This is a genomic window from Frankia sp. RB5 (genome assembly GCF_059816245.1).
In genome coordinates this window covers 33,678-58,283 of sequence record NZ_JCBATA010000029.1, presented here as the reverse complement: position 1 = coordinate 58,283, position 24,606 = coordinate 33,678, and the positions used below count along the sequence as shown (strand labels likewise).

General features: G+C 75.3%; 16 protein-coding genes. 8 read left to right on the top strand and 8 right to left on the bottom strand.

Translation table 11 applies throughout. The features are described from left to right. The first annotated feature begins 76 nt into the window (after nt 1-76). Nucleotides 77-1,393: a TIGR03564 family F420-dependent LLM class oxidoreductase gene (locus AC6EXY_RS17070; RefSeq protein WP_499817570.1), complete on the top strand. Its 1,317-nt coding sequence runs from the start codon at nt 77-79 to the stop codon at nt 1,391-1,393. Nucleotides 1,394-1,567: 174 nt separating this feature from the next. Here AC6EXY_RS17070 and AC6EXY_RS17065 read toward each other — a convergent pair whose 3' ends face one another. The 3 genes from AC6EXY_RS17065 to AC6EXY_RS17055 all read right to left on the bottom strand — a co-directional run bounded on the left by AC6EXY_RS17065 (nt 1,568) and on the right by AC6EXY_RS17055 (nt 7,035). Continuing rightward, nucleotides 1,568-3,787 (bottom strand): NADP-dependent isocitrate dehydrogenase, encoded by a 2,220-nt coding sequence (locus AC6EXY_RS17065; protein ID WP_101832342.1) that lies wholly within the window; start codon nt 3,785-3,787, stop codon nt 1,568-1,570. Nucleotides 3,788-4,266: 479 nt separating this feature from the next. Beyond that, a complete protein-coding gene (locus AC6EXY_RS17060; protein WP_101832324.1) occupies nt 4,267-4,413 on the bottom strand; it encodes a DUF1059 domain-containing protein in 147 nt (48 codons plus the stop codon). 204 nt (nt 4,414-4,617) lie between these two features. Beyond that, entirely contained in the window at nt 4,618-7,035 is a 2,418-nt protein-coding gene (locus AC6EXY_RS17055) for a serine/threonine-protein kinase (protein WP_499817581.1), read from the bottom strand. 165 nt (nt 7,036-7,200) lie between these two features. On the opposite strand from AC6EXY_RS17055, the gene AC6EXY_RS17050 reads away from it, so the two are divergent. From AC6EXY_RS17050 to AC6EXY_RS17040, 3 genes are all read left to right on the top strand, one after another. After that, a complete protein-coding gene (locus AC6EXY_RS17050) occupies nt 7,201-8,313 on the top strand; it encodes a flavin reductase family protein (protein ID WP_499817569.1) in 1,113 nt (370 codons plus the stop codon). Nucleotides 8,314-8,856: 543 nt separating this feature from the next. After that, entirely contained in the window at nt 8,857-9,672 is an 816-nt protein-coding gene (locus tag AC6EXY_RS17045) for a hypothetical protein (RefSeq protein WP_499842363.1), read from the top strand. After that, nucleotides 9,669-10,430, top strand: a complete 762-nt coding sequence (locus AC6EXY_RS17040; protein ID WP_101832326.1) for a class F sortase — start codon at nt 9,669-9,671, stop codon at nt 10,428-10,430. The genes AC6EXY_RS17045 and AC6EXY_RS17040 overlap by 4 nt, the downstream gene beginning before the upstream one ends. Nucleotides 10,431-10,598: 168 nt before the next feature. Here AC6EXY_RS17040 and AC6EXY_RS17035 read toward each other — a convergent pair whose 3' ends face one another. Beyond that, entirely contained in the window at nt 10,599-11,435 is an 837-nt protein-coding gene (locus tag AC6EXY_RS17035) for an SGNH/GDSL hydrolase family protein (protein WP_101832327.1), read from the bottom strand. Between the two features lie 188 nt (nt 11,436-11,623). Between AC6EXY_RS17035 and AC6EXY_RS17030 the strand changes: the two genes are divergently transcribed. Beyond that, a complete protein-coding gene (locus tag AC6EXY_RS17030) occupies nt 11,624-12,367 on the top strand; it encodes an NADPH-dependent FMN reductase (RefSeq protein WP_499817567.1) in 744 nt (247 codons plus the stop codon). Nucleotides 12,368-12,457: 90 nt separating this feature from the next. Here AC6EXY_RS17030 and AC6EXY_RS17025 read toward each other — a convergent pair whose 3' ends face one another. Beyond that, nucleotides 12,458-13,090: an alpha-ketoglutarate-dependent dioxygenase AlkB gene (locus AC6EXY_RS17025; RefSeq protein ID WP_165818427.1), complete on the bottom strand. Its 633-nt coding sequence runs from the start codon at nt 13,088-13,090 to the stop codon at nt 12,458-12,460. 288 nt (nt 13,091-13,378) lie between these two features. Between AC6EXY_RS17025 and AC6EXY_RS17020 the strand changes: the two genes are divergently transcribed. The 3 genes from AC6EXY_RS17020 (at nt 13,379) to AC6EXY_RS17010 (ending at nt 16,407) form a co-directional block, all read left to right on the top strand. Further along, nucleotides 13,379-15,025, top strand: a complete 1,647-nt coding sequence (locus tag AC6EXY_RS17020) for an Hsp70 family protein (RefSeq protein ID WP_101832329.1) — start codon at nt 13,379-13,381, stop codon at nt 15,023-15,025. Between the two features lie 124 nt (nt 15,026-15,149). Further along, nucleotides 15,150-15,716, top strand: a complete 567-nt coding sequence (locus tag AC6EXY_RS17015; RefSeq protein ID WP_101832330.1) for a sigma-70 family RNA polymerase sigma factor — start codon at nt 15,150-15,152, stop codon at nt 15,714-15,716. Between the two features lie 160 nt (nt 15,717-15,876). Continuing rightward, nucleotides 15,877-16,407 carry a DUF3592 domain-containing protein gene (locus AC6EXY_RS17010; protein ID WP_101832331.1) on the top strand — a complete coding sequence of 177 codons (531 nt, stop codon included), beginning with the start codon at nt 15,877-15,879 and terminating at the stop codon, nt 16,405-16,407. Nucleotides 16,408-16,435: 28 nt separating this feature from the next. On the opposite strand, the gene AC6EXY_RS17005 is transcribed toward AC6EXY_RS17010, so the two are convergent. Genes AC6EXY_RS17005 through AC6EXY_RS16995 form a run of 3 tightly spaced genes read right to left on the bottom strand, consistent with a single transcriptional unit; the run spans nt 16,436 to nt 24,359 of the window. Continuing rightward, complete coding sequence (locus AC6EXY_RS17005) at nt 16,436-20,137, bottom strand: AAA family ATPase (RefSeq protein ID WP_499817566.1); 3,702 nt, start codon at nt 20,135-20,137, stop codon at nt 16,436-16,438. Next, nucleotides 20,134-23,037, bottom strand: coding sequence for a hypothetical protein (locus AC6EXY_RS17000; protein ID WP_499817565.1), 2,904 nt, complete (start codon nt 23,035-23,037; stop codon nt 20,134-20,136). Before AC6EXY_RS17000 ends, AC6EXY_RS17005 begins: the two co-directional genes overlap by 4 nt. Next, nucleotides 23,034-24,359 (bottom strand): hypothetical protein, encoded by a 1,326-nt coding sequence (locus tag AC6EXY_RS16995; protein ID WP_499817564.1) that lies wholly within the window; start codon nt 24,357-24,359, stop codon nt 23,034-23,036. Before AC6EXY_RS16995 ends, AC6EXY_RS17000 begins: the two co-directional genes overlap by 4 nt. Nucleotides 24,360-24,606: the final 247 nt, after the last annotated feature.

The window sequence follows — 24,606 nt, the reverse complement described above, 5'->3', positions numbered from 1 at the left end:
CCATATCGTAGCGACCAGAAAACGGAGAACCTCTCCGGAATCCGTCAACGCGACGGACCCTCTACCTGGAGGCAGTATGGACATCGCCGTGTACGTCGGAGACGTGACCGGCCCGAGCTCACTGGAGGAGAGCGTCACGGCGGCCCGCACGGCCGCGGGCGGCGGGGCCAGCGCGGTGTGGGCGGCACAGGCCCTCGGCTGGGACAGCCTCACCCTGCTCGCACTCGTGGGCGCCGCCGTTCCCGAGATCGGCCTCGGTACCGGGGTGGTGCCGGTCGCGCAGCGTCACCCACTGGTCCTCGCCGGGCAGGCGCTCAGCGTCCAGGCGGCCGTCGGCGGCCGGCTCACTCTCGGGATCGGCGCCGGGGTGGGCGCCATGGTCGGGGGAGTGTTCGGTCTGCCGCACGACCAACCGGCGCGCCGAATGCGCGAATATCTCTCCGTGCTCGGTCCGCTCCTGCGCGGGGAGGCGGTCGAGCATCACGGCGAGACGCTCACCGCGGTCGGCCAGATCGACCTTCCCGCGACATGCCCGCCGCCGGTGCTCCTGGCGGCGCTCGGACCCCACATGCTGCGGGTCGCCGGCGAGCTGACGGACGGAACGGTGACCTGGATGGCCGGTCCACGATCTCTTGGTCAGCACATCGTGCCCACGCTCACCCGCGCGGCGCGGACCGCCGGCCGCGATGATCCCCGCGTGGTCGCCGGCGCGTTGGTCTGCGTCACCGACGACCGCGACAGCGCCCGCGGCCGGATCGCGGCCCGCTACGCCCTGGCCGGACAGGTCCGCGAGTACCGGGCCGTCCTCGACCGTGAGGGCGTCGGTGGCGCGCAGGACGTCGCGGTGATCGGCGACGAGGACAGCGTCGCGCGACACCTGCGCGGGTTCGCCGACGCGGGTGTCACCGAACTCGCCGCCGCGCCGTTCGGCACCGCGCAGGAGAAGGCCCGCACGACCGCCGTGCTCGCCGGGCTCGCACCGTCCGGCGCCCGGCGCTCCAGGCCGCTGACGACCAGCGACCGCGTGGCGATCCACGAGCTCATCGCGCTGCACGGACACCTGGCGGACGACCGCCGGTCCGAGGACCTCGCACTTCTGTTCACTCCGGACGCGGTCTACGACGTGACCGCTTACGGCCTGGGCGCCGTCGACGGACTGCCAGCCATCGCGCGTCTCCACCACGAGCGTCCCGGCGCCCAACCCGCCGGCCACCACGTCAGCAACATCATCATTGATGATCGCCCCGACGGCACTGCCACCGTCCGATCCAAGGGGCTGGCAGTCATGGCGGACGGCCGAACCGGCACCTGCCTCTACGACGACACCGTCACCCACACCGACGCCGGCTGGCGCATCTCCCACCGTCGCGTTCGGAGCCCACGGACCGACTGACGCCAGGCCTGAACCAAACCAGCCACCGGTGATCCACGAACCCGCGGGTGACGACATCGGGTGGGTGGAACGCGTCGAGGCGGACCGGAAGGCCGGTCCGCCTCGGGTGCGGTGCTGTGGTCCCAACCGCCGCTGCCGCGGGCGGGACCGTGCCAGCAGGACTGGCTGATCTTTTCAGGCGAGGAGGGTGAGGGCCTCGTTGAAGCTGACCGAGGGGCGCATGACGGCGGTGGCCTTCACCGGGTCTGGCTGGTAGTAGCCGCCGAGGTCGACGGGCGCGCCCTGGACGGCGAGGAGCTCGTCGGCGATCGTCTTCTCCTGGTCGGTGAGGGTCTTGGCCAGGGGGGCGAAGGTCGCGGCGAGCGTCGGGTCGTCGGTCTGGGAGGCGAGCTCCTGGGCCCAGTACAGCGACAGGTAGAAGTGGCTGCCGCGGTTGTCGATGCCGCCGACGCGCCGCGCCGGCGACCTGTCCTCGTTGAGGAACGTCGCGGTGGCCCGATCGAGGGTGTCGCCGAGGACCTTGGCCCGCGTGTTGCCGGTGGTCGTCGCGAACTGCTCGAAGCTGACCGCGAGCGCCAGGAACTCGCCGAGGCTGTCCCAGCGCAGGTAGTTCTCCTTGACCAGCTGCTGGACGTGCTTGGGCGCGGAGCCGCCGGCGCCGGTCTCGAACAGGCCGCCGCCGTTCATCAGCGGGACGACGGAGAGCATCTTGGCGCTCGTGCCGAGCTCCAGGATGGGGAACAGGTCCGTCAGGTAGTCGCGCAGCACGTTGCCGGTGACGGAGATGGTGTTCTCGCCGCGGCGGAGGCGCTCGAGGGAGAAGCGGATCGCCTCGACGGGGGCCTTGATCTCCAGGACGAGGCCGGTGGTGTCGTGCTCGGGCAGGTAGGCGCGGATCTTCTCGATGAGGCGGGCGTCGTGCGCGCGGGTCTCGTCGAGCCAGAACACGGCCGGGTCGCCGGTGGCGCGGGCGCGGGTGACGGCGAGCTTCACCCAGTCGCGGATCGGGGCGTCCTTCGTCTGGCAGGCGCGGAAGATGTCGCCGGCGGCGACGGCCTGCTCGAGCACGGCCTCGCCGGCGGCGTTGACGAGCCGGACGGTGCCGGTGGTCGCGATCTCGAAGGTCTTGTCGTGGCTGCCGTACTCCTCGGCCTTCTGCGCCATCAGGCCGACGTTGGACACCGAGCCCATCGTCGCCGGGTTGTAGGCGCCGTGGGCGCGGCAGTCGTCGAGCACGACCTGGTAGATGCCCGAGTAGCTGGAGTCGGGCAGCACCGCGAGGGTGTCGGCCTCCTGGCCGTCCGGGCCCCACATGTGGCCGGAGGTGCGGATCATCGCCGGCATGGAGGCGTCGACGATGACGTCGCTCGGGACGTGCAGGTTGGTGATGCCGCGGTCGGAGTCGACCATGGCGAGGGCGGGGCCCTCGGCGAGCTCGGCGTCGAAGGAGGCGCGGATGGCGTCCCCGTCGGGCAGCGCGGCGAGACCCTTGAAGATGCCGCCGAGGCCGTCGTTGGGCGACAGGCCCGCGGCGGCGAGCACGGCGCCGTGGGCGGCGAACGTCTTCGGGAAGAACGCGCGGACCACGTGGCCGAAGATGATCGGGTCGGAGACCTTCATCATCGTGGCCTTGAGGTGGATCGAGAACAGCACGCCCTCGGCCTTGGCCCGGGCCACCTGCGCGGTGAGGAACTCCCGCAGGGCGGCGACGCGCAGCACGGCGGCGTCGACGACCTCGCCGGCGAGCACCGGCAGGGACGGCAGCAGCACCGTGGTGGTGCCGTCGTCGCCGACCAGCTCGATGCGCAGCGTGTCGTCCGCGGGGAGGACGACGGACTTCTCGGTGGTACGGAAGTCGTCGGCGTCCATGGTCGCCACGTTCGTCCGCGACGACGCGTCCCACGCCCCCATCCGGTGGGGGTGCGCCCGGGCGTAGGCCTTCACCGAGGCGGGGGCGCGCCGGTCGGAGTTGCCCTCGCGCAGCACCGGGTTCACCGCGGAGCCCTTGATCCGGTCGTAGGCCGCCCGGATCTCCCGCTCGGCGTCGGTCTTCGGCTCGTCCGGGTACTCGGGCAGGGCATAGCCCTTCGCCTGCAGCTCGGCGATCGCCGCCTTGAGCTGCGGGATCGACGCCGAGACGTTCGGCAGCTTGATGATGTTCGCCCCGGGGGTCCTCGCCAGCTCTCCGAGCTCGGCGAGCGCGTCGTCGACGCGCTGCGCGGGTTCGAGATGCTCGGGGAAGGTGGCGATGATGCGCCCCGCCAGCGAGATGTCGCGGCTTTCCACGGGTACTCCCGCCGCGGCGGCGTATGCCTGCACAACCGGCAGGAACGAGTACGTCGCCAAGGCCGGGGCCTCATCCGTGTGGGTATAGATGATCGTCGAGTCAGTCACCGACACTCCGCTTCACGTCTACTCCGTCTGGCTATCACGATATGCCGCGCATAGGCCGCCACCTCGGACGCGCACTCGGGTGTGGGCGCTCGCTCGTCGACCAACGAGCGCCATACGATCACCCTTCGTGACGGTCCCGGGCGACCGCAGACGGGGCGCGCCGGAATGCGCGCCTCACGCGGCGACCGGTTCGGAAAGCGGGGTCGACACCGGGGTCGGAGGTCCGCCGCCGGGATCGTACGGCATCGGCCCGCCCGCTGGTGTCTGCCCGGATCGTCCGGGTTACGGAGACACGGATGATCGTGACGTCGCACGGCGGCACCGACCGTCGAGCTTCCGGCCGGCGCCGGCCAGCTCGACCGGACTTCCGGCCCGCTTCCCGCCACCGGCGGGCCTACATAGCCAGACCATGCGACCGCGCTGCCCGGACGGACCGAGGTGCATCCGGGCGGCGCGGGGAGCGGTGACTCCCGGGCCGGTCAGTAGGCGAGGAAGAGGATCTGCTCGCGGGTGTAGTCGTGGCCGGGGTGCTTCTCCGACAGATGCGCCTGGGTCTTCTCCACCAGGTCGTCCTCGTCCTCACCCTCGATGTACTCGCCGCAGGGGCAGTTCAGGCGCTTCGCCACCGGCTTCTCCCGTCCTTTGCCGTGTGTTCGCCCGTACCGGACGCGCCCCGCCCGGCGGACACGTGGTCCCGGGTGTGGCGCGCCGCACGGCTTGCCACCATGATGCCAGCGGTGAACGACAGCCGCGTGGTGTGAGCGTGAAACCGCGACGACACGTCGACGTCGCCCACGGGACATCCGGGCCTCGTCCCGACCACCATCGGCTCACGGACCAGGGCGGAAGCTCCCCACGATCGTGCGCAGCTGCGCCTGGGTCGCCGGCCAGCCGTCCTCGGGGGCTCGCCAGCGCAGGGCGTAGCCATGGCCGTTACGGATCATCCCGAGGTCGAGGACGTGGATCGTGCGCCCGCCGGCGGTGAAGGTGAACTCCCAGACCGCGGCGGTTGTGCCGTCCCCGCCGTCGGCCGCGCGGATGGACAGCAGACGGTAGCCACTGGTGCTGGAGCGGACGGTGGGTTCCAGATCCCGCCAGGCGCCGATCGCCGACGCCCCGGCCTTCAGCTGCACCTCGACCAGCAGGTCGGGATAGCCTCCCGGCGCGGTGGAGACGGCGCGCCCGTCGCCGCGGACGTCCGTCCGCCAGTCTGTGGGCACCGCGACCGACCAGCCGGAGGCGTCCCGATGGCTGGCGTAGCCCCGGGGTGCGGCGGCGGGCTGCGTCGAGCTGGGGACGAGCGTCCCGAGATCGCCGGACCTCGCCGGCGATCCCGCCGAGCCCGGCGCCACCGCGGCCATTCCACCCGTCGCGGTCGCGGGGGCCTGTGCTCCCCCCGGGGCGGCGGAGGTCCCGGGAGCGCCGGACGTGCCTGGTCTGACGGACGTCCCCGGTGCCGGCGACGTTCCCGGGGCGGTGGAGGTCCCGGGCTCGGAGACGCGCGAGCCGGTCGGCGACGGGCTCGCGTGCGGCGGGCGCGACGCGGGCAGCTGTCCCGACGGGGTGAGCGTGCCGGCGATCGACGTCGGGTGCGCCGCCGGCGTCGACGGCCCGCCGCCAGCCAGCGTCAACCCGAGCACCACGGCCGCCGCCGCGAGCACGGCCGCCGCCACGGCGACCGCCACGAGCACCCCGAGCCGCCCACGCCGGCCCGACTCGGCTTCTGTCCCGGACGCCGCTCCCGTCCCCGCGCCGACCCGGCCCGAACCCGCTGCGACCCCACCAGCACCAGTAGCGGCACCGGCACCGGCAGCAGCGGCAGCGGCGCCGGCCGGGGCGCCAGCCATGCCCGCCGGACGGGTCGCGTGATCACGCCCGCCCTCGGCCTGCACGGTGCCAGCGGCTGGCGCACCGCCCTCGGCGGGGTCCGCCGCGCCCGCGGCCACCCCGGCACCCTCGCCGTCACCGCCCGCCACGGCTGACGTCGCCGAGTCCGCCGGCGCAGACGTGGCGACACGCTCGTCGTCGGCGCGCCCGTCCGCGGGCCGATCATCCTCAGCCGGTGTGGCCTCGGGGGACCTGGCCTCGATGGGCACGGCAGCCTCGCCGGCCACCACCGCCTCGCCGGCCACCACCGTCTCACCGGCCACCGAGGCCTCACTGGCCGCCGCTGTCCTTCCGGCCACCGCCGCGTCACCGATGTCCGGCGCCTCGTCAGCGACGTCCTTGCCCACCGCCGACCTCGACGCGGCCGCGGTCCCCTCCGCCGAGGCAGCCGGTCCGTCCGCGGCCACCTCATCCAGCGCCGGCCCGGCCACCTCGGTCGATCCGGCCGTCTCCGTCCGCGTCGACTCGTCGACGTCGGAGTCGGACCGCGGGAGTTCGACGAGGGTCGCCTCGACGCCGATGGCCTGCTCCTCCAGGCCATCGGCGATGTCGCGCAGCCAGCCCCGGGCCTCGGCGAGGGACGGCCGCCGCGCGGGATCCGGCTCGAGCAGCGTGCCGAGCACCCCGCGCAACGGACCGCTGTGCCAGAACGGCCGGCGCCGATCCTCGACGACGGCGGCGAGGATGGCCAGCGGCCCCTCACCCTCGAACGGCGGCACACCCTCGACGGCGGAGAACAGGGTCGCGCCGAGTCCCCAGACGTCACCGGCAGTGCCGACCCGGGCTCCGCGGGCGCGCTCGGGGGCGATGTAGGCGGGCGAGCCGACGAGCGTGCCGGCCTCGGTCAGCGTCGTGTCCCCCTCGGTGACGGCGATACCGAAGTCGGTGAGCCTCGCCTGGCCGTCGGTGGTGACGAGCACGTTGCCCGGCTTGACGTCGCGGTGCACGACACCGGAACGGTGCGCCGCCTCCAGCGCGTAGGCGAGGCTGACGCCGATCCGGGCGGTCCGCAGCGGGCTGAGGCGGCCCTGGTCGCGGATGAGGTCGGACAGCGACGTCCCGTCGACGTACTCCATGACGATCCAGGTGTGGTCGTCGGCCTCGAGGACGTCGTAGACGGTGACCAGGCCGGGATGACGCAGCCGGGCGGCGGCGCGCGCCTCGCGCAGCACCCGCTCGGCGAACACCGCGTGCTCCTGCTCGGAGGCCGCGGCCGGGGTGCGCAGCTCCTTGATCGCCACCCGGCGGCGCAGCAGCAGATCCTCACCCTCGCGGACGATGCCGCTGCCGCCACGGCCCAGCATCCGCCCGAGTCGGTAGCGGCCGGCGAGCCGCCGTTCCTGGCCCGGGTTCGTCGGCATGGCCTGGTCTGCCCCCTTGTTCACGAGGATGTCACTCTATGACCCCATCCTCTGACGTCCATCCACCCTTGCGACGTGAATTACCGGCCCGCGTCGTCAGATCGCCGTGCTGGACCGGCGCGGCGGGCGTTGGCCGCGGGATGCGTGGTGTGAAGGCTGGGGGGCATGCCGAAGGACATGCCGAGCCGACCTGACCGGGCCCCCGCGACGGCGCCGCTCGCGGCCGACGGACTGCGCACGGCGTTCCGCCGACACGCGGCGGGCGTGACGGTGGTGACGTTCCCCGGGGTCGGCGGCCCCGCGGGCTTCACCGCGACGTCGGTGACCTCGTTATCGGAGCGACCGCCGCTGGTGTCGCTGGCGCTGTCGGGCCAGTCGTCGCTGATCCCGGCGTTGCGGACGGCACGCTCCCTCGTCGTCCACCTGCTCGCCCACGACCAGCGGGAGCTGGCGGCCCGGTTCGCGGCGACCGGCGTCGACCGCTTCGCCGCGCCCACCCGCTGGCGGCCGCTGCGCACCGGCGAGCCGCTGCTGCTCGACGCACCGGTCTGGCTGCGCTGCCGGATCCGCGAGCGTCTGACCACCGGTGACCACATGCTGGTCGTCGCCGAGGTCCTCGACAGCCGCGCCGAGCGCGCCGCCGCGCCGCTCGTCTATCACGACGGCGGCTACGGCACGTTCCTCGGCGCCGCCCGCTCCCCCGCTCCGACCACGCCCGCCCCTCCCGGGCCGGCAGCGCGACCGACGCCCGGGCCGGCATCGCGGCCCACGCCCGGCGGCGACTTCACGGTGGATGGCGACCTCGGTATCCGGGCGACGCCGTCCCGGCCGGCAGGACGGGGCGGCTCCCCGCACGCGCGCGGCCGGCAGGGCCGGCGTGGTCGCTGTAGTCGCGGGACTCGGCGGCTCCCCGCACGCGCGCGGCTGACAGCCGGCCGCCGTCGGCGCCGCGTCTCCCCGCCTCGCCCGCGGCGGCGGCGCCGGTGCCGCCGGCGCGCGGCCGTCGGGTCGAGCCGTGGAGTGGGGCACGAGGTCGCCGCGACCCCCGCTCGCGGGACCCCCGCCTGCGGACGCCCATGTCCGTCCCGGCGGACCGCCGGCGCCGCGGCCGGCGTACCCCCGTCGATCCCCGCGCGACGCCGGGCGGCTACCCACGCAAAGGGGCTACGTCTTTCCCGCGGGCCTGTTCCGGCGCACCTGACCCGGGATTTCTGTCCACGCTCCCGACATCGCGGCAATCAGACGAGGCAACGAGTCGAAGTGACGTCGGTTTCCTGATTTCCGACCGCTACGAGACCACCCTTTCCGGCCGGATCCGGACCGGCCACGCGGGCCCGCCCAGCGCATCGCCACCCACCAGAGGTGTACCCGTCGAACGATGACTCGAGGGCGGGGTGAGACATCGCCGTATCGCACTCCGCAGGGTTCCCAGACCCGGTTCCATACCCGACTACTTCCCGTCTGAGCTGGCACTTCAGACGGACCGTATGCCGGCCACTCGACTGGCCGAACCAACGCGACGCATTCCGGTCGGAGCCATGTGCTCTCGTGTGAACAATCGCGGGAACCGGTCGTCCCACCGCTATCTTCGAGACGCCCCGCCAGCGGTATGGTGCGAACGACCAGCTATCTGGATAACATGCCGGGAGCTCTACTAGAATGCAACGGACCACGCGCTCCCTGCCGAGAGCGGGAGCTCGAACGATCGGCGCCGTCACGGCCACGGTCGCCCTGTCGCTGGGATTCCCGGGCGTGGCGTGGGCAGCCACGCCGTCGGGTCAGGATGCCGAACCCGTGACCTTGTTTCAAGGCCCACCGGGTGTGAGCACCGACGCCACCGGCGCCCTGCAGGAGAAGATCCGGAGTCTGATGGGCCAGGGAGCGGCCGATCCGACGAGCCCTGAGATCGTCCGGTTCTTTCCCCCTCCGGTCCCCGTCGCGCTGCCCTGCAAGGACGGCCTGCCCGGCGAGGACCGCGCACCCTGCCCCGTCGGCGTCCCAGGGCCGATCATCCCGCCGGTGACGGTCATCGTCGGACCGATCTTTCCGCCCGGCCCCGTACCGATCCCCTGCAAGGACGGCCTGCCCGGTAAGGACGGTGAGCCCTGCCCCGTCGGCGTCCCCGGCCCGGTCTCCCCGCCCGGCCCCGTTCCCTGCAAGGACGGCGTTCCCGACAAGGACAAGCAGACCTGTGCCGGTGTCCCCGGCGGCGGCGTACCAGGCGGCGGCGTACCCGGGGGCGGCGTACCCGGCGGCGGCGTCCCCGGCGGCGGCGTCCCCGGCGGCGGCGTACCCGGCGGCGGCGTACCCGGCGGCGGCGTCCCCGGCGGCGGCGTCCCCGGCGGCGGCGTACCAGGTGGAGGAATGCCGGGTAGCGGCGTGCCCGGTGGTGGCACGTCCGGGGGCGGCGGCGGGCAGCCGGTCTCGGTCTCGCACCCGTCGGGGCCGTCGGCCGGAGCGCCCGGGGTGGGGACGTCCACTCCCTCCGCCGTCAACGCCGGCAACAGCGGCCTGGCCGCGGCGGACGACGAGCCGTCGGCGCTGACCGTCGGGGCCCTCGGCCTCGCGTTCGGGTCGGCCGGCGTGCTTGTCGGCTGGCAGCGCCGGCGGTCACGCCCGGCTCGCCGCCAGGGATGACCAACGCGGCGGATCGGCCACGCGGCGCGCTGCCGGTCCGGGCACGTCGGCGACGACTGGCCAGGCGGCGACTCCTGGCCAGTCGTCTCCTGATCGTCACCGCCGTGCTGTCCGGCGCGGTCGGTGTCACCGGGATCGTCGAGTGGGCGACGTCACGGGCACCCGGCGATGTCGGGTCGCTCGCGTCGGGTTCGGCTTCGGCGGCGATGCCGGGGGCGGCGACGCTCCCGGCCGCCGCCGGGCCGGACACGGGCACAGTCCTCGCCGCGTCCCCACTGCCGGCCGACCCTGCCGACTCGCGGGACGCCGCACGGCGGCGACCGGCGCGCGTCTCCGTGCCGGCGTCCGGCGTCGACGCTCCGGTCGTCCCCGAGCTCGCCGACCGTGCCACCAACACCCTCGATCTGCCCCGCGATCCGGCGACGGTGGGCTGGTGGGCGGCAGGCGCGGCGCCTGGTGCCCCGTCGGGGACCGTGGTGATCGCGGGGCACGTCGACTATGACGGCCAGCCCGGCGCGCTGCTCCCCCTCGCCCGCGTGGCGACAGGATCCCCGGTGATCGTCACCAGCGCCGACGGTCGTACGCACGACTATCGGGTCGTCGCCCGCGTGCACGTCGCGAAGTCGGCTCTCGCGGACACGGGGGTGTTCCGCGGTGACGGGCCGCCGAGACTGGCGTTGATCACCTGCGGCGGCCCGTTCGACCGCGCGCGGCACAGCTACCGCGACAACCTCGTCGTCCTCGCCCTGCCGGTGTGACCCCGCGGCGCCATCCACGGCGTCGCACGGGCCCCGCTCCCCACCGCCACGCGACGACGCCATCGTCTGCGCGACGGGCGCTGGCCGCGCGGTCGTCATCAGGATCCGACGGTCGCCGCCCGCCCACCGCGCGATGTGGGTGGCCTCGGGTGGGGCCTTCGCCCGGCGCTAGCCGACGGCGGTCACGTCCACACTCACCGCACCGGTCACGGCGGCGGCCGCGCCCGCCTCGGCGGAGCCCGGCTGCGGCTGGAAGGCGGTGAGCAGGGCGGCGCCGATGAGCGCGTTGCCGGCGGCCGCGGCGTGCAGGCCGTCGGCGGCGAACAGGGTCGGGTCGGCGGCGAAGGCGCGCGACACCTCGGTGCGCAGCCGGACCGGGGTGCCCCCGGCGGCCAGGACGGCGGGAGTCTGCGCCCGTTCGAGGCGGCGCCCGAGCAACCAGAGGATCTCCCGCAACGGCGGGCGCACCGCGGCGATGATGCTCAGGTCCGGTGTCGTGCCGACGATCACCTGGGCGCCGCCGCGGCGAAGGTCGGTGACGGCCGCGGCGAGGTGGCGCGCGGCTCGCGCCGGCGGGGTGCGATGGCGGATGTCGTTCACGCCGATGGAGATGACCACGAGGTCGGGACAGGCTGGGGCAATGCGGGCGACCTGACCCGCGAGGTCGGCGGCGCGGGCGCCGTCCCGGGCGGCGCTGACCACCCGCACGTGCCGGCCGCCGTCGGCGAGATGACGCGCGAGCCAGCCACCGAGGGTGTCGTCGTAGTCGTGCACGCCGGTGCCCTGCGCGCTGGAGTCCCCAAGCATCGCCAGGGTGAGCGGGGGGCGGGTCGGATTGCCGTAGAACTCACGCACCGGCGGCGCAGGGGTGGTCAGCGGGCGCACCTTGCGGTCGGCCACACTGCCCTGGAACAGGACGAGCCGCCACAGACCCACACCCGCGCCAACGACGGCACCGCCGCCCGCCGCGCCCGCTCCCATCAGGACCCGACCTCGCCCGATCATCCCGCCCTCCGCCCTGGCCCGCGCCCGTGACGGCGACGGACGGCCGGCCAGGCGGGCACGCCCGCATCGTAACCGGGCGGGCCCCGCCGGGCGCCCGCTTGACCTGAAGTCGACTTCACCCCGCAGCATCGGGTTCGCGCCCGGCCCGACGGTCGGGCGTCCGTACCCAGCACGCGGGAGGCACCGTCTTGACATCCGCCACGACCACCACGCCCGACGCGGCCACGCCCCACGCGGCCGCACATCTCGGGGATCCCCGGCCCGGCGGCGTCGGCGAGGCGCCGCGGCCGCTCACGCTCGCCGTGCTCCTCGGCAGCGTCCGCGCCGGCCGGCTCGGCCCGACGGTGGCCGCCTGGTTCGCCACGCTTGCCCAGCGACGCGACGATGTGCGCCTCGACCTTGTCGATCCGGCCGCGCTGCCGCACATCGCGTCGCCAGCCGCCGGCAGCGTGAGCCCCGGCGATCCGGGCACGAACGACGCGGGCACGAATGACGCGGGCACGAACGACGCGGGCACGAATGACGTGGGCACGCCGGCCACGCGGGAGACGGTCGGGCGCCGGCTCGCGGCGGCCGACGGTTTCGTGGTCGTCACGCCGGAGTACAACCACAGCTATCCGGCGGCGCTGAAGCACCTCATCGACGACTACCGGCAGGAGTGGTACGCCAAACCGGTCGGATTCGTCTCCTATGGCGGTGTCAGCGGTGGCCTGCGGGCCGTGGAACACCTGCGGGCGGTCTTCGCCGAGCAGCATGCCGTCACTGTCCGCGACAGCGTCAGCCTGCACGGGGTGAGCGCGGCGGACTTCGCCGACGGTGGCCGGGTGGCGGCCGACGGGGGCACGGCGGCCGCCGTCGACCTGTTGCTCGACCGGATGTCCTGGTGGGGACGGGCCCTGCGGGTCGCGCGGGACAGCGAGCCCTACGCGTAGGCCGCGCGTTCCACGTCTGGTCGGACCCGCTTTCCCTGCCACCTGGCCCGCATCTGCCTCGCCGACCTGCCGGCCTGAGCCGGGGGCGGGTCAGCGGACATCGCGGGGACGGAACTGGACGCTGATCCGGGGGCCGACGGGGCGTGCCGTCTTCGGCACGGCGTGATCCCAGGTGCGCTGGCAACTGCCGCCCATGACGAGCAGATCGCCGTGGCCGAGGTCGAGGCGGCGCACCGGGCCGCCGCCGCGCGGGCGCAGCAGCAGCGGCCGCGGATTGCCGAGCACGATGATCGCGACCATCGTGTCGACCCGGGCGCCGCGGCCGATCCGGTCACCGTGCCAGGCGACGCTGTCGCGCCCGTCGCGATACAGGCACAGCCCGGCGGTGGCGAACGGCTCCCCCAGCTCGTCGCCGTAGTGTGCCTCGAGCACGCGGTGGGCGGCGTCGAGCGCCGGGTCGGGCAGCGCGGCACCCTCGCCGTACCAGGACAGCAATCGGGGTATGTCGACGACCCGGTCGTACATCGGCCGCCGCTCGGCCCGCCAGGGCACCGCCGCGCGCAGCCGCTCGAACAGCGCGTCGGCCCCCTCGATCCACCGGCGCCGCTCGTCCACCCAGGCCCCCGGCGCGAGCAGGTGCCGCCGCACGGACGGCCCAAGCGGGCCGACCTCGACGGCGGGTGCGGCGTCGAGCAGCGACGCCTGGAACGGCGCGATCCCCACGGCCATCACGATATCAAACACACGTTCGATCTCCCACCGTTCCGACGGGCGGCGACGATGGGATCTCGAACGGTCCGCCGGGTCCCGGCCGGGTGCCGTGGCGGTCGTCCGGGGGGCACGGTGGGCACGGCGGTCACGGCCGGCTCCTGATGAGGTCGCCGGATGCAGCCCCCATAGCTGCCGACCCGGCTGGACACATAAGGGACGGACCTACACTGAAGTGCGCACAGGGAGCAGGCATGGCGTAACCACCACGTCCATCACGACATCATCCGGCGGGAGTCGACCGTGCGGTACGGCCTCGGAGTCGATCTCGGCACGAGTTTCACCGCGGTCGCCACCGGCCTGCCGCCGGGAGACGGCGGGCACGTCGGGATGGTCAGTCTCGGCAGCCACGGCGTGCTCACCCCCACCGTGGCCGTCGCCGATGCCGACGGCCGGTTGCTGACCGGTGAGGCCGCGGCGCGCCGCGCCGTGCGGGTGCCGGACCGCGCGGCCGCTGGCTTCAAGCGCCGCCTCGGCGATCCCACCCCCCTGGTGCTCGGCGGCGCTCCCTACTCCCCGACGGCGCTGCTCGCCGCCACCCTGGCTGATGCCATCGGCGCCGCGGTGGCCGCCCGAGGCGCGCCGCCCGCGGCGGTCGTGCTCACCCGCCCGGCCGTGTGGGGCCCGTACCGGATGGAGCAGTTCGACGAGGTGCCGCGCCTGGCCGGGCTCGGTTCGGTCACCATCGTCACCGAGCCGGTGGCCGCCGCCACCCACTTCGCGGCCACCCGGATGTTCACCGACGGTGACCTCGTCGCCGTCTACGACCTGGGCGGCGGGACGTTCGACACCGCGGTGCTGCGTTTCGAGACCGGGCAACCGCGCCCGCTCGGCCTGCCCGAGGGAGTGGAGTGGCTCGGCGGTGTCGACTTCGACGAGGCGGTGCTCCGCCACGTCGACACCGAGCTCGGTGGTGCGGTCGACGCGCTCGACCCGCACAGCCGCGACGACATGGTGGGCCTGGCCCGGCTTCGCCGGGAGTGCGTCCTGGCGAAGGAGGCGCTGTCGTTCGACGAGGAGACGGAGATCCCGGTGTCCCTGCCGGCGGTCCGCGCCGAGGTCCGCCTGACGCGCGCGACGTTCGAGCAGATGATCAGCCCGGCGCTCGCCAGCACGGTGGAGGCGGTGCACCGGGCGCTACGCTCGGCCGAGGTCGCCCCGCAGGATCTCACCGCCGTCCTGCTGTCCGGCGGCTCGGCCCGCGTCCCGCTGGTGGCGCGGATGATCGAGGCGGCGCTGGGCCGTCCGGCCCTGGTGGATGCCCATCCCAAGCACGCGGTCGCGCTGGGCGCGGCCCGCATCGCCGCCGCGCGGCTCGCCCCGGCACCCGTCGCGCCCACGGCCGCCGGTGCCAGCGCACCGGCCCGCTCGGAGCCGGGCCCAGCGACAACCGCGGGCCTGGAGACTGCGGCAGGCCAGGGGACGACCGCGGATTCCGACACGACGACGGGCCCAAGGACAATCGCGGCTCCCGACACGACGGCGGGCCCAGAGGTAACTTCGGGCCCCGAGACGACGGCCCGCCCAGAGGCGACGGCCGGCCCAGAGGCGACGGCCGGCCCAGAGGCGACGGCCGGCCAGAAGTCCATCGCCGGCACAGTGGCCATGACGGGTACGGAGGCGAGGGCGGGCGCGCACACGGTCCTGGACTGGGCGGCGGTGCCGGTGCAACGGGCGCAGGACGGCACGCGGCCTCGGCTGTGGGCGGACGCCGGGGCGCCGGTGGTGATGTCGCCGCGACGCCTGCTGGTGGTGACCGCGCTCGCCGTGCTGGTGCTGCTGCTCGCGGCGGTCGCCGGCGGCCTGTACGGCTACGCGCACCGCACCCGCGGCTCCGCGGCGCCGCCGCTGCTCCCACGCCCGGCCGGGGCCTCGATGGTCCTCGCCTGATCACCGCATCCCCCGGACGGGGTACGGGGGGTGGGGACAACCCCCCGCGAATCGAGGGCGGTCCCCCATGGGAGGAGGGGACGCCTCGTAGCGATGGCCACCCCGCAGGGGCGACGGTCAGGTCATGGCAGACACCCGCGCGGAGACGACACCGGACGCCGACGACCACGCGGGTCCGGCCACCCGGACACGGTTCACCGACCTCGTCCTCGGGCACCGCGCCGCCCTGCTGGCCTACACCACCGGGCTGACCGGCGGCGACCGCGGCCGGGCGGAGGACGTCGTCCAGGAGACGTTCCTGCGCGCGTGGCACCACCTGGACCGGCTGACGCCCGAACGCGGGTCGGTCCACGGCTGGCTGCGCCGGGTGGCCCACAACCTCGTCGTCGACGGCTTCCGCGGTCGGGCGGCCCGCCCGACCGAGTTCGAGTTCACCGCGGACCACGTCGATCTCGCCGCCGCGCCCGACCATGCCGACTCGGTCGCGCTGTCCGCCGCCGTCGAGGTGGTCCTCGCCCGGATCTGGCCCGAGCACCGCGCCGCCGTCACCGAGGTCTACCTGCGCGACCGCACCTGCGCCCAGGCCGCCGCCGTGCTCGGCGTGCCGGAGGGCACGGTGAAGAGCCGCGTCCACTACGCTCTGCGCTCCCTGCGCCGCGAGGTCGACCGCACCGGCCTGCGCACCCGCTGAGCGGCCAGCCACGCGGGCACGCTCCTCCATCGCGTCCGAAACTCGACATGTGACCCAGTTCACCCATCGACCGACTAGGGTGCGGTTCCGACCCCTACGCCGGCCGCCGCGCCGGTCACTGTCAGCCAGCGCTGTCGAATCCGGGCAGGTGCCAACGCTCATGCCACGGTCTCGCCCGTTCGCCGCGCGCCGCGTCGCCGGCCGGGCGGCGCGCGCGCCGCGTCGGCGCCGGTCGATGCCCCGACTCGGCTGGAGCGTGGGCGGGGCGCTGTTCGGCGTGGTCTGGATGGGGTTCGCGCTGCTGTTCCTCGCGTTGGCGATCTGGAACACGGTGGACATCGGGCAGCTGCGCGCGAGCGGCGTGCGCACGACCGGGACCGCGCTGCGCACCTGGACCGAGACGTCCACCTCGACCAGCACGGACGCGAACGGCTTCACCACGACGACCACGACGACGAGCCACTACACGCAGGTGCGCTACATCGACCGGGACGGCGTCACGCATGTCGAGACCGTCTCGGGCTCCCACCGGCCCCCGTCCGCGGTGGCCGTGGTCTACCACGCGGATGATCCCGGCTCGGTCCGGGCGGCCGGCGAGGTGAGCGGGTTCAGCTTCGGCCTGGCCATCTTCCTGGTGCTGTTCTCGGCGGGGTTCGTCCTGTTCGGCCTCACGTTCTTCCTCCGCTGGTGACGGGCGGGCGCTGTCCGCCCGCCCGCGCCTACCGGGGGGTGAGGGCGGCGGCGACGTCGGCGGCGAGCAGGTTCTGGAGGTCGGCGGTGGTGGGAGCGGGCAGGGCACGCAGGCGGCCGGCCTGGCGCACGATCACCCGGTCGAGCGTCTGGCGGGCGTAGCGGCCGTTGCCGAAGGTGTCGCCGCGCTGGACGGCGCCGAAGTGACGGCGCAACAGCTCCAGCGCGTCGCCCTGCGGCTCGTAGCCGGACGACCGGGCCATCCGCTCGAAGATCGCGACCAGCTCGTCGGCGGCGTAGGAGGCGAAGGTGATCTGGTGGCTGAACCGGGAGGCGAGCCCGGCGTTGCTGGCCAGGAAGCGGGCCATGTCCCCGGTGTAACCGGCGGCGATGACGACGATGTCGTCGCGGTGGTCCTCCATGAGCTTGACCAGCGTGTCGATGGCCTCCCGGCCGAAGTCGTGGCCCTCGCCGTGCGCGCTCAGCGTGTACGCCTCGTCGATGAACAGCACGCCGCCGCGGGCCTTCTGGAACACCTCGGTCGTCTTGACCGCCGTGTGCCCGACGTACTGGCCGACGAGGTCGGCGCGGGCCACCTCGACCAGCTGCCCGGTGCGCAGCACCCCGAGGGCGCCGAGCAGCTGCCCGTACAGGCGGGCGACCGACGTCTTGCCGGTGCCCGGCGGACCGGCGAAGACGAGGTGGCGCGACAGCGACGGCGCCGGCAGTCCCGCCTCGCGGCGCGCCTTCGCCGAGGCGATGAGGTCGACGAGGTCGGCGACGTCCCGCTTCACCTCGGCGAGGCCGATCATCGCGTCGAGGCGGCGCAGCAGACCGTCGACGGCGCGGCGCTGCTCGCCGGACTCGGCGTCGCTCACCTCCTCCCGCTCGCCGAGATCCTCGGGCAGCAGCCGGGCGAGTTCGAGCTCGGGCACGTCGGGGGTGGCCGCGAGCCGGTACGCCTGGCGGCCGAGCATCTCCTCGAACACCTGGCGGGCGACGCGGGCGTTGCCGAACGTCTCCGAGCGGGCGAGACCCGCGAAGTGGCGCAGCAGCGCCTGCTGCGTCTCGTACTCCAACGCGTAGTGGTGGCTGCGGCACAGCCGTTCGACGATCGTGACCAGCTCGTCGTTCGAATAGCTGTCGAACTCGATGGTCCTGGAGAAGCGCGACTGCAGGCCCGGGTTGGCGGCGAGGAAGGACCGCATCTGCGGGGAGTAGCCGGCGACGACGACCACGATGTCGTCGCGGTGATCCTCCATGAGTTTGACCAGCGTGTCGATGGCCTCCCGGCCGAAGTCGTGCCCCCCGTCGGGGGTCAGCGTGTACGCCTCGTCGATGAACAGCACGCCGCCGAGGGCCTCCTCCACCTTCGCGGTCGTCTTCACCGCGGTGCCACCGACGTGCTCGGCGACGAGGTCGGCGCGCGCCACCTCGACGATCTTTCCGCTCGACAGGACGCCGAGGGCGGCGAGGATGCGGCCGAACAGCCGGGCGACCGTCGTCTTGCCGGTGCCGGGCGGCCCGGCGAAGACCAGATGGCGCGACATCGGCGGGACGCTGAGCCGGGCCTCGCGCCGCCGCTTGGCCACCTGGTGCAGCCCGACGAGCGTCGCCACCTCCCGTTTGACGCCCTCCAGGCCGACGAGCGCGTCGAGCTCGGCGAGCAGCGCCGCCACGGCGTCCGACGGCGCCCCCGGCCCCGCGCCGCCGCCCGGCGACGCACCGCCCGGCGACGCACCGCCCGGCGACGGCTGCGGTGAGGAGGGTCCCGCGGTCGAGTCGGCCGGCCACGCACCGCCGGCCGCCAGCGCGCCCGGCGCCGATGGACCACCAGCGTCCCCACCCGCCGGCGTCGGCTGCCCCGGCAGCGACCTGCCTGGCACCTGCCCGCCCGGAGGCTGGTGATCAGGCCTCTGGTGATCAGGTACGGGGACGCTCGCCGCAGGGTCACCGGGCATGGGGCCGGTGGGCGACGGCGCGTCGCCCAGCCGTGCGGTGCCCCAGGCCGACGGCGCACCACCCGCCCGGGGCGTCTCGTTCGGCGGTCGCACGCTGCTGGGCGGCGGCATGCCGTCGGGCGTGAGCACGCCCGACGCCGCCGGTCCGGCCGTCGGCCACGCGGCACCGTACCCGCCCGATGCCGCCCCGCCGGCGAGATCGACGGGGACGTTGTTGTGGCCGGTGTCGACGTCGGTCAGCCGCACCTGGTGGGTGGGGGTCACCACCTCGACGGCGGCGCCGCCGTTGCCCCGCACGACACCGCCGGTGACCGTCACCGGCAACGTCGTCTCCACCAGGATCCCGGGGCCGCTGTTGCCGACCAGTTCGACGTCCGCGATCCGCGCCTGGCTGCCCGGCCCCAGGACGAGCCCCGGACCGGTGGTGCCGTGCGCCCGGACGCCGGTCAACGTCGGATGGGCATGATCGCGCACCACGATGGCGGCGTCGCAGGCCCCGTCGACCTCGATGGCGCGCAGGTCGGGCGCGGACCGTTCGACGATCTCGATCCCGACGCGGCCGCCCGTGGTCCAGACGTTGTGCAACGCCATGCGCGCCTCGCCGGCCAGCCGGACCCCCCCGCGGCGCGCCGCGCGCACCCCGCTGTCGGCGACCCGGCCGGCGCCGCCACTGGCGTGCAGGCCGTAGGTGACGTCCTCCACGGACAGACCGGTGATGTCCGGCTCCGCGTCGCCCTCCACCGCGACGCCGATCGGGCTGCCCTCGACCCGCACGCCCTCCAGCCGCGCGCCGGACCGTCCGATCAGCAGCACGCCGACGTCCGCGCAGCCGGTGAGCGTCCCGCCGCGCAGCACCGGGCGGGCGGTGTCGTCGACGACCACCCCGGCGGCGCCGCTGCCCCGCACCTCGCAGCCTTCCAGCGTCGGGGTTGAACGCCCCGCCGCGTGCAGGCCGTGGCCGGCGGGATCCGCGACGACGCACCCGACGAGCCGCGGCGCCGCCCGGTCGCGGGTGACCACCCCGTGCCCCGAGGCGTCGCGCAGCAGGCAGCGGTCGAGGACGGCGACGGCGGTGTCGGCGGCCACCAGCCCGGCCCGCCCGCCGGCCACCTCGCTGCCCACCAGCCGCAGCCTGCTCTCCTGCTGGACCAGGACGCCGAAGCCCTCCGCCGCGCCGATCCGGCAGCCTTCCAGCAGCGGCGACCCGCTGCCGGCCGCGAGCACGCCGATGCCGTCGACGCCGCGGATCTCGCAGCCGCGCAGCACCGGCGCCGCCGTGCCGGCGACGATGAGCCCCGGCCCGCCGCGGGCCTCCACGACGACGTCGGCGAACTCGCCGCTGCCCGCGTCGGCGACGATCCCGGCGCCGGCGGAGGTGACGATCCGCCCGCCGCGCATCGACACCTGCCCGCCGCGCAGATGCACGGCCGCGGGCGAGCCCGCGTGGACCTCGCAGTCCTCCATCCGCAGCACGCCGCCCGCTACCTGCACGAGCGGCAGCTGCTCGTCCCCGCCGCGCAGGACCATGTCGTGCAGCGCCACCCGGCCGGAGGCCACGAGCAGGGCGGCGCCGGGCGGCACCTCCAGGACGACGCTGCCCGGGCCCTCCTCCGCGACGAGGACGACGTCGCGGGTGAACACCAGCGCCTCCCGGTAGTGCCCTGGGCGCACGGCGACGGTGTCGCCCGGACCGGCGGCGACGAGCGCGCGGGCGACGCCGCTCACGCAGTCGGCGTCCGTGGCGGAGACGGACAGGACGGTCGCGCTCATCGCGGGCTCCCTGGACGGGTCCGGTATGACTGGCTGGGCTGGTCGGGACGGCTGGTCGGGGCGGCGGGGTCATGCCCGGGCACGGGACGGCCCCCCTCCGGATCGAAGGTCCGGCCGTCGACGCCGACGCCGACAGCGCGTCGCGGCGCCCGCATCGCCGGGGCCGCCGCGGCACCGGCCCGCGTCGGCGAGCTCTCGCGCAGTCGGCGCAGCGCCCGCTCGTCGGCGGCCTGGTCGCCGCGCCCGGCGACCAGCTCGCGCAGCAGCACCCGCGTCACCGCGCCGGGGCCGCCACCCGCCTCACCGACCTCACGCCCGCGCGCCCCGGCCCGCGCCGACAGCCCCGCGCCGGCCTGGTCGACGGGCACGGCATCGGCCTGGTCCGCGGGTGCGCTCCGGTCGGCGGACACGGCCTGATCGGCGGACACGGCCTGATCCGCGGACACGGCCTGGTCGACGGCGAGGACGACGAACCGGGTGCCCGCGGCGAACAGCGCGTCCGGCAGCCGGCCGCCGGAGGCCGGGGCAAGGTCCTGCGCGAGCAGGGACGTCCGGCGGGCCGTCGAGGACCAGATGGCGTACTCCACGGTGTGCCCGACGGTGCGTGCGGCCACCGGAGACACCTCGAGGAAGGCCGGTTCGACCAGCACGTCACCGACCTGGTGGCGACCGACGACGCCGGGGTGCACATCCGCGACGGCGTGGACCGGTCCGACGATCGCGGGCAGCCGGGCGAGCCCCGCGCAGGCGCACCGGGCGACCAGCACCGCGTCGGCCGGTCCGGGGCCCTCGCCGCGCAGCACCATGTCCACCGCCGCCAGCACCTGCTCCGCGGCCGTCTGCGCGGCCTCGTTCACCGCGTCCCCCGCGGCCGCGTCTCCGGTGGCCGCGTCTCCGGTGGCCGCGTCTCCGGTGGCCGCGTCTCCGGTGGCCGCGTCCCCCGTGGCCGCGAGGTCCGCGGCGGCGGTGCCGGCCGGTGCGCCGCACGCCGCCAGGTAGGCCCGGACGCAGACCAGGCCGGTCAGGACGTCCTGGTCGCCGGCCGCCGCGCGCAGGCCGGGATGCAGAGCGAGTGCGCTGAGCACCGCGCGCGCGTGGCCCTCGTACCGCCAGCCCAGCAGGGACCGCAGCCGGTCGCGGTCGGCCGTCGCCGACCGCGGCGCAACGGCCCACCAGGGGCGACGCCCGCCGGGTGCCGACCCGTCATCCACGCGCGAGGCCCTCGGCATGTCCGCGGTGGCGGCGCCCGCCGCCGTCGCCGGGAGGGGTGCCGGGCGGCTCTCGGCCGAGCCGCCGTCCGCGGGCCGGCCGACGGGCGGTGCGCCGCCACCCGTGGCCGTCCCCGGTTCCGGCCCGCCGACCGCGCCGGAACCGGTGAACGCTGCCCGGGAGTGCACGCCCTGATGCCAGGGGATGGCCGCGTCGTCGGCGCCGCGGATCCTCGCCGTCGCCGCGACGGCGGCCGGGACGGCCGGCATGGCCGAGGCGAGCAGCATGGGCGCCGCCAGCGGCACGGGCGACGCTGGCGGCACGGGCGACGCTGGCGGCACAGGCGTGGCAGACGGCACAGGTGTAGCGGGCGGTACAGGCGACACCGCCGGCACGGTTGTGGCTGACGGGACGGGCGTGGCGGTCTCCGTGGGCGTTCGTCCCGCCGCGTCGACGGGAGTGCCGGACCGGCCGTCGCGCGCCGCGAGGACGTGCCCGTCGAGGTCCGCGGGTGGACCGACGCCGCCGCCCGGACCGGCGGGTGCCGACAGCGGGGCGCCGACCGCGCCAGGCACCGTGTCGGTCGCGGCGGCTGCCCGATGCGCGCGGGACGCGCGCAACCCGAAGCGACGGGGGCGGCGGGCCGTCCGCCGGGCCGCCGCCGGCCCGGCGCCATCCCCGGCGCCGTCGGTGGGCCTGTCCGCGGCGCCCGCGTCCGCGGCGGCGGGCAGTCCGCGGCGCACGACCGCCGGCAGTGTCAGCACGTCGCGCCCGGAACTGGCCCACCAGGTCGGCGGCGAAGGCAGGGGCAGGGGCAGGCGCGTGATCGGGATCTGCGCGCGGACCGCGACGGCGACGGATCGGGGCAGCCAGCCACCGACGTCGACCGGCCCGGCGGGTGTGCGCTCCGGTCGGGTGGGCTGCCACCGGACGAAGGTGCCTCCCGTGAAGGCGATCCCCGCAAGCTGCCAGATGCCGGCGTTGGCCGTGTGGACCGGCACGGCGAGGCTGGCGACCAGCGCGCAGGCGAGCCGGGCGAGTCGATGGGGCGCTGGCTGGGGACGCGGGAGCAGGAGCAGCGGCCGCCCTCGCCATTCGGGGCAGGCGCGGATCAGCCGGGCGAGTGTCGCCGGCGGCACCGGCCGGCCGGACACCTGGAAACCGGCCGCGCCCACCCCCAGATGCACCGCGAACAGGCCGGGTGGGGCGGGCGGGAGGCGCTGCGGGGAGGTCCAGGGTTCGATCAGGAAGCGGCCGGCCGGGGTCGCCCAGCTGTCCGCCAGCAGCCGGCGCACGACCGGATCCACCGGGTCGGCCAGGTGAGCCGGGCCGGCTGGTCGCCGTGGCATCCGTCGCGCCGCCGACCGGCGTGCCGGCACCGGAGGGTCGACCCGCCAGGGCACGGGTCGGCCGTCGGCGGGCCAGGCGATGCCCGCGCAGCTCGGCCACGGCGGCGTCCAGGCACGACGTTCCCGGACGGGTTCCGGCCCGCCGACGGATGGCCCGCCGACGGACTGCGCGGTCGAGAACGGCACGGCGGCGGACGGCGGCGCCATCGGGGCCGGTACGCCCGCCGGCCCCACCTGCGGGGACGCCGCGTCCCACAACGCCCGGCCGGCCGGCGCGCTGGCGGCGGCGCCGGGTCGTGTGGCCGGCGGTGAGGCGATCGCCGTGGCCGGGCGACGGCTCACGGCATGTCCGGCGCGCTCGTCGGCTCGTCCATCTGGGGAACGACCCACACCGGTTCCCGCGTGGGCCGTCCGAGCAGGTTGGCCAGCACCCGGTGCAGCGCCACCTCGTCCGCGTCAGCGGCGGCGGGGTCGGCCAGCAGGTGGCGGACCAGGTCCGGATCGGGAACGATGCCGTGCTGGTCCAGGTAGTAGGACGTGGTGTCGGTCCAGACCCACACTCCGTCCGTGCGGAAGGTCATCGGCACGACCTCGCCGCGGTCCGGGTCCAGGACGTCGGTCATCCGGGCGGACGTGCCGAGCACCGGTATGCCGAGGTCGAGCCGCCGCAGCAGGTCGGCCCGGGTGTCCGGATCGGACAGCCGCGGCCGGTCGGCGGCGAACCCAGGCCCGGTCACCGGGTCGACCTCGTCGAAGACCCGGGCGATCGTCACCTCGGCCGCCGGTCGGCGTGCCCACAGCAACGCGCCGCACAGCCGGGCGCACCCCTGGTAGGAGGGTGGCTCGACGCCGGTGGGGCAGACCTCGACCTGCGGGTCGAGCTCCCCGGTCGCGGCCAGCACCGCCCCCAGCCGGGCGGCGACCTGCGCCGGACGCGATCGTGCGAGCGGGCTCGCCGCCGGCTCAGACGGCGGTGACGGCAGTGACGGCGGTTCGACCGGGGGCATGGACGCGACGGTGACGATGTAGACCCGCCTGGGTCGCGGCCAGGACAGGCCGCCCGCCGGCACCCGCCAGGAGCGCCACAGCCCGACGGCGGTCGGCTCGTCCCGCACGGCGTCGACGATCGCCTGGTCGATGACGGACAGCGGCACCGCGCCGGGGTCGCCGGTGAGATCCCGCGGCATCGCGGCGCCGGGACCGTCGTCGGCCGGATCCCCGGAGCGGAACTCCCACGCCACCCCCACGGGCGGCACGACCGGCGCCGACGCGGCGTCCGGGAACGATCCCGGCGGCTGCTCACCCGGCCTCTGGTACCCGGACGGCTGGGAGATCGTCGAGTGGGGACCGGGAACGCCGGGAGCCGGCGCCGGGTCGCGGGTGAGCTGGTCGAGTGCCAGCACGAGGTCGCCGTCCAGGCCCGACCCGGCCAGCTCGTCGCGGATCAGGCGTAGCTCGGCATCGTCGAGATCGACCTGCCCGCCGGTCGCGGTGAACGCGATCGCCTGCGCGACGTCGAGCCGGAGGTCGGCGGCGAGCCACGCGCGCGCCTCGCAGACGAGATCATCGGGCAGCCGGCCGGCGAGGCCGAGCAGCGCCCGGTGCCAGGTCTCGGCATCGCCGGCGCTGTCGGGGGCGCCGTCGCGCTCCAGAGCCTCCGTCACCGCTCGTCCTTCCGCCAGGCGGGACGCGCTCCCGGCCGCCACGCCGACGCGCCCCGCGACCGCGTCACCGCCATCGCGTCCCTGCAAGCACGCGTGGAGGCACCGCCAGCGTTCACCTGAATGTCGGGACGCCGGACGGTGACGGCCCGGTGCGGACCGGCAAGCCGGGGACGGCCGTTGATTGACGGTCCCCCGACGATCGCATAGAAAAAACACCGAGACGCGACATCTCGCCTTACCGTCACAA